This is a genomic window from Streptomyces sp. TBY4 (genome assembly GCF_024213195.1).
Taxonomy (GTDB): Bacteria; Actinomycetota; Actinomycetes; order Streptomycetales; family Streptomycetaceae; genus Streptomyces.
In genome coordinates this window covers 868,660-883,333 of sequence record NZ_JANAVF010000001.1, presented here as the reverse complement: position 1 = coordinate 883,333, position 14,674 = coordinate 868,660, and the positions used below count along the sequence as shown (strand labels likewise).

Annotated in this window: 14 protein-coding genes; 9 read left to right on the top strand and 5 right to left on the bottom strand. The window is 73.6% G+C overall.

The annotated features are described in order from the left end of the window. Positions 1-87 precede the first annotated feature (87 nt). Positions 88-1,575: a PLP-dependent aminotransferase family protein gene (locus tag NLX94_RS04120; RefSeq protein ID WP_254381159.1), complete on the top strand. Its 1,488-nt coding sequence runs from the start codon at positions 88-90 to the stop codon at positions 1,573-1,575. Between the two features lie 151 nt (positions 1,576-1,726). Here the strand turns inward: NLX94_RS04120 and NLX94_RS04115 are convergent, their stop codons facing one another. Both NLX94_RS04115 and NLX94_RS04110 read right to left on the bottom strand, forming a co-directional pair. After that, positions 1,727-2,362 (bottom strand): response regulator transcription factor, encoded by a 636-nt coding sequence (locus NLX94_RS04115; protein ID WP_254381158.1) that lies wholly within the window; start codon positions 2,360-2,362, stop codon positions 1,727-1,729. Then, on the bottom strand, positions 2,359-3,579 hold the full coding sequence (locus NLX94_RS04110; RefSeq protein WP_254381157.1) for a sensor histidine kinase: 1,221 nt from the start codon (positions 3,577-3,579) through the stop codon (positions 2,359-2,361). Before NLX94_RS04110 ends, NLX94_RS04115 begins: the two co-directional genes overlap by 4 nt. A 134-nt stretch (positions 3,580-3,713) precedes the next feature. On the opposite strand from NLX94_RS04110, the gene NLX94_RS04105 reads away from it, so the two are divergent. Continuing rightward, a complete protein-coding gene (locus NLX94_RS04105; RefSeq protein ID WP_254381156.1) occupies positions 3,714-4,802 on the top strand; it encodes an ABC transporter permease in 1,089 nt (362 codons plus the stop codon). Further along, positions 4,799-5,491 carry an ABC transporter ATP-binding protein gene (locus NLX94_RS04100; RefSeq protein WP_254381155.1) on the top strand — a complete coding sequence of 231 codons (693 nt, stop codon included), beginning with the start codon at positions 4,799-4,801 and terminating at the stop codon, positions 5,489-5,491. Before NLX94_RS04105 ends, NLX94_RS04100 begins: the two co-directional genes overlap by 4 nt. A 61-nt stretch (positions 5,492-5,552) precedes the next feature. Here the strand turns inward: NLX94_RS04100 and NLX94_RS04095 are convergent, their stop codons facing one another. Beyond that, the gene (locus NLX94_RS04095; RefSeq protein ID WP_254381154.1) at positions 5,553-6,356 is read right to left on the bottom strand and encodes an IclR family transcriptional regulator; all 804 of its coding nucleotides are present in this window, start codon (positions 6,354-6,356) and stop codon (positions 5,553-5,555) included. 337 nt (positions 6,357-6,693) lie between these two features. Here NLX94_RS04095 and allB point away from each other — a divergent pair, with 337 nt between their 5' ends. The 3 genes from allB to NLX94_RS04080 all read left to right on the top strand — a co-directional run bounded on the left by allB (position 6,694) and on the right by NLX94_RS04080 (position 9,744). After that, positions 6,694-8,028, top strand: a complete 1,335-nt coding sequence (gene allB / locus NLX94_RS04090; RefSeq protein WP_302168795.1) for an allantoinase AllB — start codon at positions 6,694-6,696, stop codon at positions 8,026-8,028. A gap of 2 nt (positions 8,029-8,030) precedes the next feature. Then, positions 8,031-9,149 (top strand): allantoicase, encoded by a 1,119-nt coding sequence (gene alc, locus NLX94_RS04085; protein ID WP_254381152.1) that lies wholly within the window; start codon positions 8,031-8,033, stop codon positions 9,147-9,149. 139 nt (positions 9,150-9,288) lie between these two features. Next, positions 9,289-9,744, top strand: a complete 456-nt coding sequence (locus NLX94_RS04080) for a pyridoxamine 5'-phosphate oxidase family protein (protein WP_254381151.1) — start codon at positions 9,289-9,291, stop codon at positions 9,742-9,744. Between the two features lie 23 nt (positions 9,745-9,767). Here the strand turns inward: NLX94_RS04080 and NLX94_RS04075 are convergent, their stop codons facing one another. After that, entirely contained in the window at positions 9,768-10,505 is a 738-nt protein-coding gene (locus NLX94_RS04075; protein WP_254381150.1) for a 3-oxoacyl-ACP reductase family protein, read from the bottom strand. 170 nt (positions 10,506-10,675) lie between these two features. Between NLX94_RS04075 and NLX94_RS04070 the strand changes: the two genes are divergently transcribed. The 3 genes from NLX94_RS04070 (at position 10,676) to NLX94_RS04060 (ending at position 13,633) form a co-directional block, all read left to right on the top strand. After that, positions 10,676-11,290, top strand: a complete 615-nt coding sequence (locus tag NLX94_RS04070) for a dihydrofolate reductase family protein (protein WP_254381149.1) — start codon at positions 10,676-10,678, stop codon at positions 11,288-11,290. A gap of 166 nt (positions 11,291-11,456) precedes the next feature. Next, a complete protein-coding gene (locus NLX94_RS04065) occupies positions 11,457-12,371 on the top strand; it encodes a DMT family transporter (protein ID WP_254381148.1) in 915 nt (304 codons plus the stop codon). A 56-nt stretch (positions 12,372-12,427) separates the two neighbouring features. Continuing rightward, positions 12,428-13,633, top strand: a complete 1,206-nt coding sequence (locus NLX94_RS04060; RefSeq protein WP_254381147.1) for a cytochrome P450 — start codon at positions 12,428-12,430, stop codon at positions 13,631-13,633. A gap of 19 nt (positions 13,634-13,652) precedes the next feature. On the opposite strand, the gene NLX94_RS04055 is transcribed toward NLX94_RS04060, so the two are convergent. Then, positions 13,653-14,657 carry a Gfo/Idh/MocA family oxidoreductase gene (locus NLX94_RS04055; protein WP_254381146.1) on the bottom strand — a complete coding sequence of 335 codons (1,005 nt, stop codon included), beginning with the start codon at positions 14,655-14,657 and terminating at the stop codon, positions 13,653-13,655. Between the last annotated feature and the right edge of the window lie 17 nt (positions 14,658-14,674).

The following is a 14,674-nucleotide window of genomic DNA, read 5'->3' as shown; positions in this document are numbered from 1 at the left end:
GCGGCATCTCCTTGCCAATCGGCGGCCAATGCAGCGAGTCTGGTCCTGGATTGGCCTGGCAGGCAGAGCCAATCGGGGGAGGTTGGCATGGCAAACGGGCGAGTGGTCCAGACGGCGGACAGGACGATCGGCAGCCGCCAGCTCGCGGCCCTGCTCCCGGCGGAGGTACTGGCCCGCCCCGGCTACCGGGCCCTGGCCGACGCCCTCCGCACCCTGATCCTCGACGGCCGGATCGCCCTGCACGTGCGCCTGCCCGCCGAACGGGAACTCGCCGAAGCGGTCGGCGCCAGCCGGGCCACCGTCACCGGCGCCTACGACCTCCTGCGCGAGAGCGGCTACGTCCGCAGCCGCCGCGGTTCCGGAACCTGGACCGAGCTCCCCGAAGGCCACCGCCCGGTCGGCGCGCACGCCCTCGTGGGCGCCGGCGGTTACAGCGCCGACGGCGACCCCGGCATCGACCTCGCCATCGCCGCCATGGGCGCCCCCGAGGACAGCCTCACCGACGCCCTGGCCTGGGCCGCGCCCCGGCTCCCGGCCCTCGCCCGCACCCCCGGCTACCACCCCTTCGGGCTGCCCGACCTGCGGACCGCCGTCGCCGAGCGGTTCACCCGGCGGGGACTCGCGACCCGCCCGGAGCAGATCCTCGTCACGGCGGGCGCGCAGCAGGCGTTCGCCCTGGTGGTGAGCCTGCTGTGCCGGCCCGGGGACCGGGTGATGACCGAGAACCCGACCTACGCCAACGCCCTGGACGCGCTGCGCCACGCGCGGCTGCGCACCGGGTCGATCGCCGTCTCCGACGCGGGCTGGGACCTGGAGATCGCCGAGTCCGCGCTGCGCCAGACCGTGCCGAGGCTCGCCTTCGTGATCCCCGACTTCCACAACCCGACGGGTGCGCTGATGCCGGAGGAGCAGCGGCTGCGGCTGCTGGCGGCGACCCGGCGGACCGGGACCTGGCTGGTGGTCGACGAGACCATCGCCGACATCGCGCTCGACGTGCCGGCGCCCGCGCCGCTGGCCTCGCTCGCGCCGAAGGGCGGGGCCGATCACGTGGTGACGATCGGCTCGCTGAGCAAGACCCACTGGGGCGGGCTGCGGGTCGGCTGGATCCGGGCCACCGCCAAGATGATCACGGAGCTGACGGCGGTACGGGTGGCGACCGACATGACCGGCTCGGTCCTCGACCAGCTGGTGGCGCTCCCGCTGCTGGAAGGGCTGGAGCGGACCCTGCCGGCGCGGCTGGAGCGGTTGCGCGGGCAGCGGGCTGCGCTGATCGCTTCGCTGGAGCGGCACACGCCGGAGTGGTCCTGGCAGGTGCCGCCGGGCGGGCTCTCGCTCTGGGTGGACCTCGGGGAGCCGGTCAGCTCCGCGCTGGCCGACCGGGCGGCGGCGGCCGGGGTCAACATCGGGCGGGGCGCGCGGTTCGGGGTGGACCCGGGGACCTTCGAGCACCGGCTGCGGATTCCGTACTCGCTGGCGGCGGACCGGCTGGACGAGGGCGTACGGAGGCTGGCGGAGGCCTTCCACGGGGGCGTGCCGCTGCCTTCGGCGGTTGACCGGCCGTACTGGGTGGCCTAGCGGGGGCCGGCCCCCCGGGCCCCGGCTGGTGCGGGTGGGGGCCCTGCGGGGCGAAGTCCCCTACCCGCCCTTCCACCGTTCCCCGGGCGCTGCCCGGACCCGTCAAAGATCGCCTCAAACGCCGGCGGGGCTGGATTTGGCGGGGCTGGATCTACGGCGTCCGGATCAAGCGCCGCGTCGCGGCCGCGGCCACCGCCGAGGTGCGGGAGTCGACGCCGAGTTTTGCGTAGATGTGGACCAGGTGGGACTTGACCGTGGCCTGGCTCAGGAAGAGCTGTTTGGAGATCTGCTGGTTCGACAGGCCGTCCGCGACCAGCTGGAGGACCTCCAGTTCGCGCTTGGTCAGGGCCTCCGCCGGAGTGCGCATGCGGTCCATCAGGCGCAGGGCCACCGCCGGGGCCAGTGCGGACTGGCCGGCCGCCGCGGTGCGGACCGCCGCCGCCAGCTCCTCCGGCGGGGCGTCCTTGAGGAGGTAGCCCGAGGCGCCCGCCTCCACCGCCGCCAGGATGTCCGCGTCCGTGTCGTACGTGGTCAGGACCAGCACCCTCGGGGACGGGGACCCGGCCGTGATCAGGGCCGTGGCCGCCGAGCCGTGCATGCCACCGCCCGGGCCGAACTGGAGGTCCATCAGGACCACGTCGACCCCGGCGGAGCCGGCCAGCTCCACGGCCCGTTCCGCCGTCGCCGCCTCCGCCACCACCTCGAAGTCCGGCTCCGTGTCCAGCACCGCGCGCAGCCCGGCCCGGACCACCGGGTGGTCGTCGGCGAGGAGCAGCCGGATCGTCATGACAGGGCCTCCGCGGGCAGGGGAAGGGTGACGGCCACGGCGGTGCCCTGGCCCGGGGCGGACTCGACCGTGAACAGGCCGCTGAGGGACTCGGCCCGCGAACGCATCGCCGGCAGTCCGAAGCCTCCCTCGCCGGAGGGGGCGGAGGGGGCCGCGCAGGGATCGAAGCCCTTGCCGTCGTCGACGATGTCCAGGGTCACCGAGGAGTCCATGAAGGTCAGGGTGATCTCGGCGCGCCCGGCCCCCGCGTGCCGCACCACATTGGCCAGCGCCGACTGCGCGATCCGCAGCAGCGCCACCTCGTAGGGGGTGGGGAGGGGGCGCGGGGTGCCGCTCAGGGAGAAGCGGACCCGGGGGCCCGGAGCCCCGGTGCAGAGGCGTTCCAGCGCGGCCGGCAGCGACCCGTGCTCCAGGTCCGGAGGCGTGAGGGCCCGTACGAAGCGCCGTGCCTCGGCGAGGTTCTCCTGGGCGGCCTCCCGGGCCCGGCCGATGTGCGCGAGGGCCGCCGAGTCCTCGGGCAGGCTCCGCTCGGCGGCCCGCAGGAGGAGCTGGATGGAGGACAGGCCCTGCGCCAGGGTGTCGTGGATCTCCCGGGCGAGCCGCTCCCGCTCCGCCAGGATCCCGGCGCTCCGCTCGGCGGCCGCCAGCTCGGCCCGGGTCGTGATGAGCTCCTCGATCAGCTCGCGGCGCCGCTCGCTCTCCCGGTACAGCGCCTGGTAGCCCAGTACGGTCGCCACCGCCACGGCGCCGCCCAGCAGCGGTCCGAGGAAGGCCCCCGGGGTCACCGCGCTGCTGTGCGCGAGGAAGCCGCCGATCGCCGCGGCGGCCGTCGCCGCGACGGCCGCCACGCCCCAGCGCAGCCGCAGCAGGTGCAGCTCCAGGAAGTACAGCGGGAAGGCGATCCACAGCCCGTCGGGGGACACCATCAGCAGCGCGGCCCAGGCGGCGCACAGTCCGGCCAGCCACACCGCCCCGGCACGCGCGGAGCTGTGCACGGCGGGGGCCCGTACGCCCGCGAGGTACACGGCGGCCAGCAGCGCGCAGGCCGCGACCACCCAGCCCGCCTGCGGCGCGGAGTCGGCGACGGCCCGCCCGGCGGCGAGGGCGAGCAGGCCGAAGAGCAGCGCGTGCAGGCACAGCCGCAGGACGCGCGAGACGGGGGTGAGGGGCCGGACGCCGGGGCCGCCGGGCGCGGGGGGTGGGAGGAGGGGAGTCATGGCCTGACCAGCGTAAGTCCGGGTCCGGGGGCTCCGGTCAACCAAAGGATTGATGTCTTGGTGCGTCCTTCGATACGAGGATCTCTACTGTGGCGCGATGCCTTGTGTCCACGCGGAAGACCAAGGTGGGGAACATGTTCGTCGCATGGAGAGATCTACGGTTCGCCAAGGGCCGCTTCGCCCTGATGGGTTCGGTCGTACTGCTGATCACGCTGCTGGTCGGCCTGCTGTCCGGGCTCACCGCGGGCCTGGCCCGGGAGAACATCTCGGCCATCACCGGCCTGCCCGCCACCAGCCGCCTCGCGTTCGCCGCGCCCGCCGGGGACCAGAAGGTCTCCTTCACCAACTCGCAGGTCCCCGAGAAGGCCTGGCTGGCCTGGCGGGAGCAGCCCGGGGTGACCTCGGCGCAGCCGCTGGGCATCCGCACCACCAATGTGGTCTCGGGTGAGCGCACGGCGGGCGTGTCCGTCTTCGGGGTGGACCCGGCGGGCCCCCTCGCGCCCGCGGGCAGCGGGCTCGCCCAGGGCCGGGTGGTCCTCACGGAGAAGGCCGCCAAGGAGCTCGGCGGGCTGACCGCCGGGTCGAAGCTGAGGATCGGCCAGGTGGAGCTGACCGTGGCCGCGGTCTCCGGCACCGCCGCCTACAGCCACACCCCGGTCGTCTGGATGGACCTCAACGACTGGCAGCGCGTCGGGAACCCCGGCACCTCGATCGACACCCTCGCCACCGTCGTGGCCCTGGACGGCAAGGGCGTCGACTGGGCGGCCGGCGACAAGGCCACCGGAACCACGGCGCAGACGGTCGACGAGGCGCTGAGCGCGATCGGCTCCTACACCTCGGAGAACGGCTCGCTCCAGCTGATGCGCGGGTTCCTCTTCGCCATCTCGGCCCTGGTCATAGGAGCCTTCTTCACGGTGTGGACCATCCAGCGCAGCGGGGACATCGCCGTGCTGAAGGCACTGGGTGCCTCCACCCCGTACCTCCTCAAGGACGCCCTCGGGCAGGCCGTGGTGATGCTGGCGCTCGGCACCGGCGCGGGCACCGCGCTCGCGGCCGGGTTCGGAGCCCTGATCAGCGGCGGGGACGTGCCCTTCGTGCTCGACGCCGCCACCGTGCTGGTACCGGCCGCCGTCATGATCGCGCTCGGCGCGCTGGGCGCCGCCCTGTCCATCCGGCGGATCACCGCCGTAGACCCCCTGACCGCTCTCGGGAGCGCCCGATGACCCTGCTCGTGCACGACGTGACGCTCACCTACCCGGACGGCGACGGCCGCCTCACGGCGCTGGACGCGGTCGGCCTGGAGGTGCCCGCCGGCACGCTGACGGCGGTCGTCGGCCCCTCCGGTTCCGGGAAGTCCAGCCTGCTGGCGGTCGCCGCCACCCTCGTCACCCCCGACAGCGGCCGGGTGGTCGTGGCGGGGGAGGACACCTCGCGGCTCGGCCCGGGCGAGAAGTCGGCGCTGCGCCGGGAGAAGATCGGCATCGTCTTCCAGCAGCCGAACCTGCTGGCCTCGCTCACGGCCGCCGAACAGCTCCAGGTCATGGCCCACCTCTCCGGCCGCCCCGCGCGGGCCGTACGGGCGCGGGCCCTGGAGCTGCTGGACGCGGTGGGCCTGGCCGACAAGGCCGACAAGCGCCCGCACCAGCTCTCCGGCGGGCAGCGCCAGCGGATCAACATCGCCCGCGCCCTGATGAACGAGCCCGCCGTGCTCCTGGTCGACGAGCCCACCAGCGCCCTGGACCACGAGCGCGGCGCCGCGGTCCTGGACCTGCTGGTCACCCTCACCCGGGAGCGCTCCACGGCCACCGTGCTGGTCACCCACGACCACGCCCACCTGGAGCGCATGGACGCCACCGCGTTGATGACGGACGGCCGTCTGACTCAGGGCGCGGAGCCCGTCCCGGCCCCGTAGGGCGTACGCGAAAGGCCCCGGCCCCCCTCCGAGGGGGGCCGGGGCCTTTCGCGCGGTTCGCCTACGCCGGGTTCTGGCTCTGCAGGGCCACCGACAGCTCGGCGGCGACGCCCTGGAGGATCGGCACGAAGGACTCGGCGACCGCTTCGGTCACCCGGCCGGCCGGGCCCGAGATGGAGATCGCGGCGGCGGTCGGGGAGTCCGGCACGGAGACCGCCAGGCAGCGGACCCCTATTTCCTGCTCGTTGTCGTCGACCGCGTAGCCCACCCGGCGGACCTGCTCCAGGGCCTCCAGGAAGCCCTCGGGCGTGGTGATGGTCTTCTCGGTCGCGGCCGGCATCCCGGTGCGCGAGAGCAGGGCCCGTACCTCGTCCGCGGGGGTGTAGGCGAGCAGCGCCTTGCCCACGCCGGTGGAGTGCGGCAGCACCCGTCGGCCGACCTCGGTGAACATGCGCATCGAGTGCTTGGACGGCACCTGGGCGACGTAGACGATCTCGTCCCCGTCGAGCAGGGCCATGTTCGCGGTCTCGCCGGTCTCCTCCACCAGGCGCGCCAGGTAGGGGCGGGCCCAGGTGCCCAGCAGACGCGACGCGGACTCGCCGAGGCGGATCAGCCGGGGTCCGAGGGAGTACCGTCGGTTGGGCTGCTGCCGGACGTAGCCGCACGCCACGAGGGTGCGCATGAGGCGATGGATGGTGGGCAGCGGCAGACCGCTGGCGGCGGAGAGCTCGCTGAGGCCGACTTCGCCCCCGGCATCGGCCATACGTTCGAGAAGATCGAAGGCGCGCTCGAGGGACTGGACGCCACCGCTGGCGGCGGTGGGCTTGGTGGAGGCGTCGGTGGTGCTGGCGCTGGACGTCGGCACGGGCGCGGTCCTTTCGGTGCTGGCAGGCAAGCAAGCAGCCTACCGGTCGGTCTGCGTCGGCCCTAGAGCCGGGGCGATGCCGTCCCCGCCGGTCAGAGGCGGTTTGTCCTGGTGGCGGACGTCCTCGGGAAGTTGCCCGTCCGGTTCCCGGTGGCGGTAGCTACATTCTGCATAGCGAAATCTTAATTCCATCCTGTGGAAACATCCAATTGCGGTGCGCGGGCGTCAGTGGTCCGTCCGGGCGCTCTTGACTGGTTCCGGATCGACGTGAAGACTCCGTCAACAGAACGTTGAATTTCGCTCTGTGGAAGTAGATGGGGAGGTTCCGGTGTCCGACCTGGCTGTGGAACTGGTACTGCGCTCGACGCGCGTCATCACCCCCGAGGGGACGCGCGCCGCTTCGGTGGCCGTCGCCGGCGGGAAGATCGCGGCCGTGCTGCCGTACGAGGCCGACGTACCGGCCGGGGCCCGGCTGGAGGACTTCGGCGACGACGTGCTCCTCCCCGGCCTGGTCGACACCCACGTCCACGTGAACGACCCCGGTCGTACCGAGTGGGAAGGCTTCTGGACGGCCACCCGCGCCGCCGCGGCCGGTGGCATCACCACCATCCTCGACATGCCGCTGAACTCCCTGCCGCCGACCACCACGACCGCCAACCTGGTGGTCAAGCAGGAGGTCGCCCGGGCCAAGGCGCACGTGGACGTCGGCTTCTGGGGCGGCGCACTGCCCGACAACGTCAAGGACCTGCGCCCGCTGCACGACGCCGGCGTCTTCGGCTTCAAGTGCTTCCTGTCGCCCTCCGGCGTCGACGAGTTCCCCCTCCTCGACCAGGAGCAGCTGGCCGCCTCGCTCGCCGAGATCACCGGCTTCGGCGGTCTGCTGATCGTGCACGCCGAGGACCCGCACCACCTGGAGTCCGCGCCGCAGAACCCGGGCCCCAAGTACGCCGACTTCCTGGCCTCCCGCCCGGAGGACGCCGAGAACACCGCGATCCAGAACCTGATCGACCAGGCGAAGCGGCTCAACGCCCGCGTCCACGTCCTGCACCTGTCCTCCGCCTCCGCGCTGCCGCTGATCGCCGCCGCGAAGGCCGAGGGCGTGCGGATCACGGTCGAGTCCTGCCCGCACTTCCTCACCCTGACGGCCGAGGAAGTCCCGGACGGCGCCACCGAGTTCAAGTGCTGCCCGCCCATCCGCGAGTCCGCCAACCAGGACGTCCTGTGGGACGCGCTCGCCGACGGCACGATCGACTGCATCGTCTCCGACCACTCGCCCTCCACCGCGGACCTCAAGACCGGCGACTTCGCCACCGCGTGGGGCGGCATCTCCTCCCTCCAGCTGGGCCTCCCGGCGATCTGGACCGAGGCGAAGAAGCGCGGCCGCACCCTCGAGGACGTCGTCCGCTGGATGTCCTCCGCCCCGGCCGCCCTCGCCGGTCTGGCGCAGAAGGGCGCGATCGAGGCCGGCCGCGACGCCGACTTCGCCGTCCTGGCCCCCGAAGAGACCTTCACCGTGGACCCGGCCCACCTGCACCACCGCAACCAGGTCACGGCGTACGCGGGCAAGACCCTGCACGGCGTCGTGAAGTCCACCTGGCTGCGCGGCACGCAGATCGCCGACCACGGCACCCCGTCCGAGCCCACCGGCCTCCTCCTTGAAAGGCAGAACTGACAGTGGCGATTGAATCCTTCACCGGCAACGCGAACCCGTACGGAGGCGGCGACCCGTACGCGGACTACCGCAGCGCGGACTTCCCGTTCACCCAGTACGCGAACCTCGCCGCCCGTGAGCTCGGCGCCGGTGTCATCGAGGCGAACGACGAGTTCTTCGCCCAGCGCGAGAACCTGCTGATCTCCGAGGCCGCGCACTTCGACCCCGAGGACTTCGGTCACAAGGGCAAGGTCATGGACGGCTGGGAGACCCGCCGCCGCCGCGGCATCTCCGCCACCCAGCCCTGGCCGACCCCCGAGGACCACGACTGGGCGCTGGTGCGCCTGGGCGCCCCCGGCGTCATCCGCGGCATCGTCGTCGACACCGCCCACTTCCGCGGCAACATGCCGCAGGCCGTCTCCGTAGAGGCCACCAACTGGGAGGGCGCCCTCGCGCCGACCCCGGCGGAGCTCCAGGGCGACGACATCAAGTGGACGGTCGTCGTCCCCCGCACCCCCGTCGGCGGCCACGCGGCCAACGGCTTCGAGGTGGACGCCGAGCAGCGCTTCACGCACCTGCGCGTGAACCAGCACCCCGACGGCGGCATCGCCCGCCTGCGCGTCTACGGCGAGGTCGTCCCCGACCCCAAGTGGCTCGCGGCGCTCGGCTCCTTCGACGTGGTGGCCCTGGAGAACGGCGGCTCCGTCCAGGACGCCTCCAACCGCTTCTACTCCCCGCCGACCAACACCATCAACCCGGGCCGCTCCCGCAAGATGGACGACGGCTGGGAGACCGCCCGCCGCCGTGACAACGGCAACGACTGGATCCGCTACCAGCTCGTCGCCGAGTCCGAGATCCGCGCCGTCGAGATCGACACCGCGTACCTCAAGGGCAACTCGGCCGGCTGGGCCTCGCTGTCCATCAAGACGGGCGAGGAGGGCGAGTGGACCGAGTTCCTGCCGCGCACCCGCCTGCAGCCCGACACCAACCACCGCTTCGTCCTGGACGCCCCGGCGGTCGGCACGCACGTGCGCATCGACATCTTCCCGGACGGCGGCTTCTCCCGCCTGCGCCTCTTCGGCGCGCTGACGGAGGCCGGCACCGCCGCGCACACCGCCCGTCACCAGGAGCTGGGCGGCTGACGCCACCCTCGTGACCGCCCCGGGGGCCGACACCCCCGGGGCATGCGCGAACACCCCGCAGGGGCGCACCGTTTCGACGGTGCGCCCCTGCGGCGTTCCCGCTAGCCTGCCGCTACGGCGGACACCCAGGGGGGCCACGATGGCGCAGAGCACGCCACGTACGACGGAGCAGCGGCGCAAGGACGCGCTGGCCCGGTTCGAGAGCGACGTCGACGTCTGGGTCGCCACGGCGGACGCCGGGGGAGTCCCCTGCCTCGTACCGCTCTCGTTCCGGTGGGACGGCAGGGGCTTCCTGCTGTCGACCGGACGCACCCTGCCCACCGGACGCAACCTCGCGGCGAGCGGCCGCGTGCGGCTGGCCTTCGGGGCGACCCGCGACGTGGTCCTCGTCGAGGGCACGGTGACCCGGCTGGAGGCGGCGGAGCTCGCGCCCGGCGAGATCGAGGCCTTCGCGGCGCACTCCGGCTTCGACCCGAGCGCTCTGAAGACGCCCTATCCGTACTTCCGGGTCCTGCCCGTGTGGATCCAGGCCTGGCGCGAGGTCGACGAGATCGCCGGACGCGACCTGATGAAGGACGGCCGCTGGCTGCCGTGACGGCCTTCGGCTGTTTCGGCGGCCTACGCCGCGTACCCCCCGTCCACCGCGAACTCCGCGCCCGTGACGTACGCGGAGTCCGGGCCGGCGAGGAAGGACACCATGGCGGCCACCTCCTCCGGGGTGCCGAAGCGCCCCAGCGCCGTCACGGCCGACTGCGCGGCGGCGTGGGGGCCGTCCGCCGGGTTCATGTCCGTGTCCACCGGGCCGGGGTGGACCAGGTTCGCGGTGATCCCGCGCGCGCCGAGCTCCCGCGAGAGGGCTTTGGTCAGGCCCGTCAGCGCGGTCTTGCTCATCGCGTACAGGGTGCCGCCCGGGTCCGCCACCCGCTGGGTCATGCAGCTGCCGATGGTGATGATCCGTCCGCCCCTGCCCATCCGGCCGGCCGCGGCCCGGGAGGCCAGGAACACGCCCCGGACGTTGACCGAGAGGACCCGGTCCACCTCCGCGTCGGTGAGCCCCTCCAGGGGTCCGAGCACGCCGATCCCGGCGTTGTTGACCAGGACGTCGAGGCGGCCGAGGCCCCGTACCGCCTCCTCCACCGCCCCGGCCGCCCGCTCCGCGTCCCCCGAGTCGGCGCGCAGGGCCAGGCCGCGCCGGCCGAGCGCCTCGATCTTCCCGACGACCGCCCGGGCCGCCTCCGCGTCCTCGGCGTAGGTGAGGGCCACGTCGGCCCCGTCCCGCGCCAGCCGCAGCGCGGTCGCCGCGCCGATCCCCCTGCTGCCGCCCGTCACCAGGGCCACTGTGCCGCTGCCGTTCATGGTGTTCCTCCCGCGTCGTTTGGTTGCGAGTTCAATGAAATCGCCCCGGGGGCAACGCCGCTGGCAGGAAACGGACATCGCGTTCGCGCGCGCCGGACCGATGAGTCCGGCGCGGCCCGGGAGTCTGAACCCGTGACATCGGACGTACCCGAGCCAAGGAGCGCAGCGCCATGGGAAAGCTGACCCTCACCACCTTCCTGACCCTCGACGGTGTGATGCAGGCCCCCGGCGGCCGGGAGGAGGACCCCAGCGGCGGGTTCGCGTACGGCGGGTGGCTCGTGCCCTTCGCCGACGAGGGCATGGGGGAGTTCGTCACCGAGGTCTTCGACCGCGCCGGGGCCTTCCTGCTCGGGCGCCGGACCTACGAGATCTTCGCCTCGTACTGGCCGCAGCACGACGACCCCGCCGACCCGGTCGCGAGCAGGCTCAACCGGCTGCCCAAGTACGTGGCCTCGACCACGCTCAAGGAGCCGGCCTGGGGCCCCGCGACCGTGATCGACGGGGAGCAGCTGCAGAGCGAGGTCGTACGGGCCAAGGACGCGACCGAAGGGGAACTGCAGGTGCACGGCAGCGGCGCGCTCGCGCAGTGGCTGCTGGCACGGGACCTGGTGGACGAGCTGAACCTGCTGGTCTTCCCCGTCTTCCTGGGCGGCGGACGGCGGCTGTTCCCGACGGGCGGGCTGCCGACGGCCTTCGAGCTGACGGGCTCCCGCACCACCTCGGCCGGCACGGCCGTCCACACCTACCGGCCGAAGGGGCGCGCGGTGTTCGGCACCTTCGATTGACACCGGGAGGTCAGAGGTGAGTGGCGGGAGACGGAAAGCGGGAGGTGGCGGGCGGTGACGCCCGGGGATCAAAGGGCTCGACCGGCCGATCATGCTCGGGTAGCTTGGCCTCGCCCCCCGTGCGAGCCGCCGAAGTCTCCACCTGCCTTCTGCCGTTGGAGAACCGGTGTCCACCATCGCCGCCCCCGCTCCCGTCACCGCCCCCCGCCGGGCCTGGCTCGCCGACCTGCCGGTGCTGCTCGTCGCCGTCGTCTGGGGCGGCAGCTACCTCGCCGCCAAGGGCGTCACCACCACGCACACCGTGATCGCGGTGCTCGTCCTGCGCTTCGCGCTGGTCCTGCCCGTCCTCGCCGTCGCCGGCCGGCGGCGGCTGCGCGCGCTCACCCCCGCCCAGCTGCGCGGCGCCGGAGTGCTGGGACTCGTACTCGGCGGGATCTTCCTGCTGGAGACCTACGGGGTCGTCCACACCTCCGCCACCAACGCCGGGCTCATCATCAGCCTGACCATGATCTTCACCCCGCTCGCCGAGTCCGCCGTCCGGCGCACGGCGCCCTCGCGCGCCTTCCTCGGCGCCGCGGCCGTCTCCGTCTGCGGAGTCGTGCTGCTCACCCAGGGGGCGGGCTTCACCACCCCGAGCCTCGGCGACCTCCTGATCCTCGGCGCCGCGCTCGCGCGGACGGCGCACGTCCTGCTCATGGCCCGGATCAAGGCCGTGCAGGACGCCGATTCGCTCTCCCTGACCACCGTCCAGCTCGGGGCCGCGGTCGCCGTGTTCGCCGTACTGGCCCTGCTGCCCGGCACCGGCGCGAGCCCCTGGGCGGCCGCCGCCGACTTCGGCCCCGCCGAGTGGTCCGGGCTGGCCTTCCTCTCGGTCTTCTGCACCCTGTTCGCCTTCTTCGTGCAGATGTGGGCGGTCCGCCGCACCTCGCCCTCCCGCGTCAGCCTGCTGCTCGGCACCGAACCCCTGTGGGCGGCCGCGGCGGGCATCGCCCTCGGCGGTGAGCGGCTCGGGGCCCTCGGCTTCGCGGGCGTGGCCCTGGTGCTGGCCGGAACCGCGTGGGGGCGGCGCGCCAGTGGCTGATCGAATGTCCGAAAGGGCCCCGCACGTACGGTAGTTGGCGCCCTAGGCTGAGCGTCATGCCAGTTCTGGACATCAGCGGCCTCGCCGACGACTTCAACGAGAACCCCTTCCCGCACTACGCGCGGCTGCGCGAGAGCGGCCCCGTCCACCGGGTGAAGACGGTGGACGGGGAGGAGATCTGGCTGATCGTCGGCCACGACGAGGCCCGCCAGGCCCTCGCCCACCCCGATGTCCTGAAGAACTGGCAGACCACCGGCCTCTACGCCGGCCGGTCCACGACCACCAGCCTGAGCACCAACATGCTCCGGTCCGACCCGCCCCACCACACCCGGCTGCGCCGCCTGGTGGCCGGCGAGTTCACCGCCCGCCGGGTCGAGGCCCTGCGCCCCCGCGTCCAGCAGATCACCGACGAGCTGCTGGACGCCATGGAGGCAGCCCCGGACCGCAGGGCCGACCTGATCCGCTCCTTCGCCGTGCCGCTGCCGATGACCGTGATCTGCGAGCTCCTCGGCGTTCCCGACCTCGACCGCGAGTCCTTCCGCCGGTGGTGCACCGAGGTCGTGGCGCCGACCGGCGAGGAGGCCGAGGCCGCCGCGCTGCGCGCCATGTCCGGCTACCTGTCCGGGCTCATCGGGGCCACCCGGGAACGCCCCGGCCAGGACCTGCTCAGCGGCCTGATCCGGGCCCGGGACGAGGGCGGCGACCGGCTCTCCCCGGAGGAGCTGACCGGGATGGCCTTCCTGCTGCTGCTCGCCGGCCACGAGACCGCGGTGAACATGCTCGGCAACGGGGTGCGGGCCCTGCTGGCCCACCCCGACCAGCTGGCGGCCCTGCGCGCCGACCCGGACGGGCTGATCGACGGCGCGGTGGAGGAGATGCTCCGCTGGGACGGCCCCGTGGAGAGCGCCACGTACCGCTTCGCCCGCGCCGACCTGGAGATCGGCGGGACCTTCATCGAGGCGGGCTCGCCCGTGCTGGTCTCCCTCGCGGGGGCCGACCGCGACCCGGCCCGCTTCGCGGAGCCCGGCCGGCCCGGCCCCGAGGCGTTCGACATCCGCCGGGCCGGCCAGAGCCACCTGGCCTTCGGCCACGGCATCCACTTCTGCCTCGGCGCCCCGCTGGCCCGGATGGAGGGCCGCATCGCGATCCGGGCCCTGCTGGAACGGTTCCCCGGCCTGGCGGAGGACCCGGAGGCGGGCCCCCGGGAGTGGATCCCCGGCACCCTCATCCGGGGCGTCAAGCGCCTGCCGGTCCGCTGGTAGGCCGCCGGCCGTGACGGCGTTACAGACCCGGGAGCTCCTCCAGCACGACCCGGCGCCGCTCCCGCCGCGAGAGCTCGCAGGCCTCCGCCACCCGGAACGCGGCCAGCGCCTCCACGCCGTCGCACGGATTGGGGCCCTCGCCGCGCACCAGCCGGACGAAGGCCGCCAGCTCGGCCTCGTAGGCGGGGGCGAACCGTTCCAGGAACCCCGCCCACGGCTTGGTCGCCGGGGGCGGGCCGTGCGGTTCGGTCGAGGCGATCGGCGTACGGTCGTCCAGCCCGGTGGAGACCTGGTCCAGCTCCCCGGCCAGCTCCATCCGTACGTCGTACCCGGCGCCGTTGCACCGCGTTCCGGTACTGGAGACCAGCGTCCCGTCGTCCAGGGTGAGGAGCGCGGCCGCGGTGTCGATGTCGCCCGCCTCCCGGAACCGGGCCGGCCCCGCATCCGACCCGGTCGCGTACACCTCGCTCACCTCGTGCCCCGTCACCCAGCGGACCATGTCGAAGTCGTGCACCAGGCAGTCCCGGAACAGCCCGCCGGAGGTCCGCAGGTACGCGGCGTCCGGCGGCGAGGGATCCGCGGTCATGGTCCGTACGGTGTGCAGCCGGCCCAGGGCTCCGGAGCGGACCAGCTCGCGCGCCGTCGCGCAGCCCGCGTCGAAGCGGCGCATGAACCCGAGCTGGAGCACCCCGCCGACCGCCGCCACCTCGCGCAGCACCGCCAGGGTGCGGTCCAGGTCCGGGGCGACCGGCTTCTCGCAGAAGACCGGCAGCCCGCCGCGTACCGCCCGTACGACCAGGTCGGCGTGGCCCTCGGTGGCGCAGGCCACCACCAGCGCGTCCACGCCCCAGGTGAAGATCTGCTCGACGGAGGGCGCGGCGGTGGCCCCGAGCCGGTCGGCCAGGCGCACCGCCCGCGCGGGGTCGGCGTCGGCGAGCAGGAGCGATCCCGCGTCCGCCTGCCGGGCCAGTGCCGCCGCGTGGAAGGAACCGATCCGGCCCGTTCCGATGAGCCCGATGCGCATGCACTCAACGTGGCCCC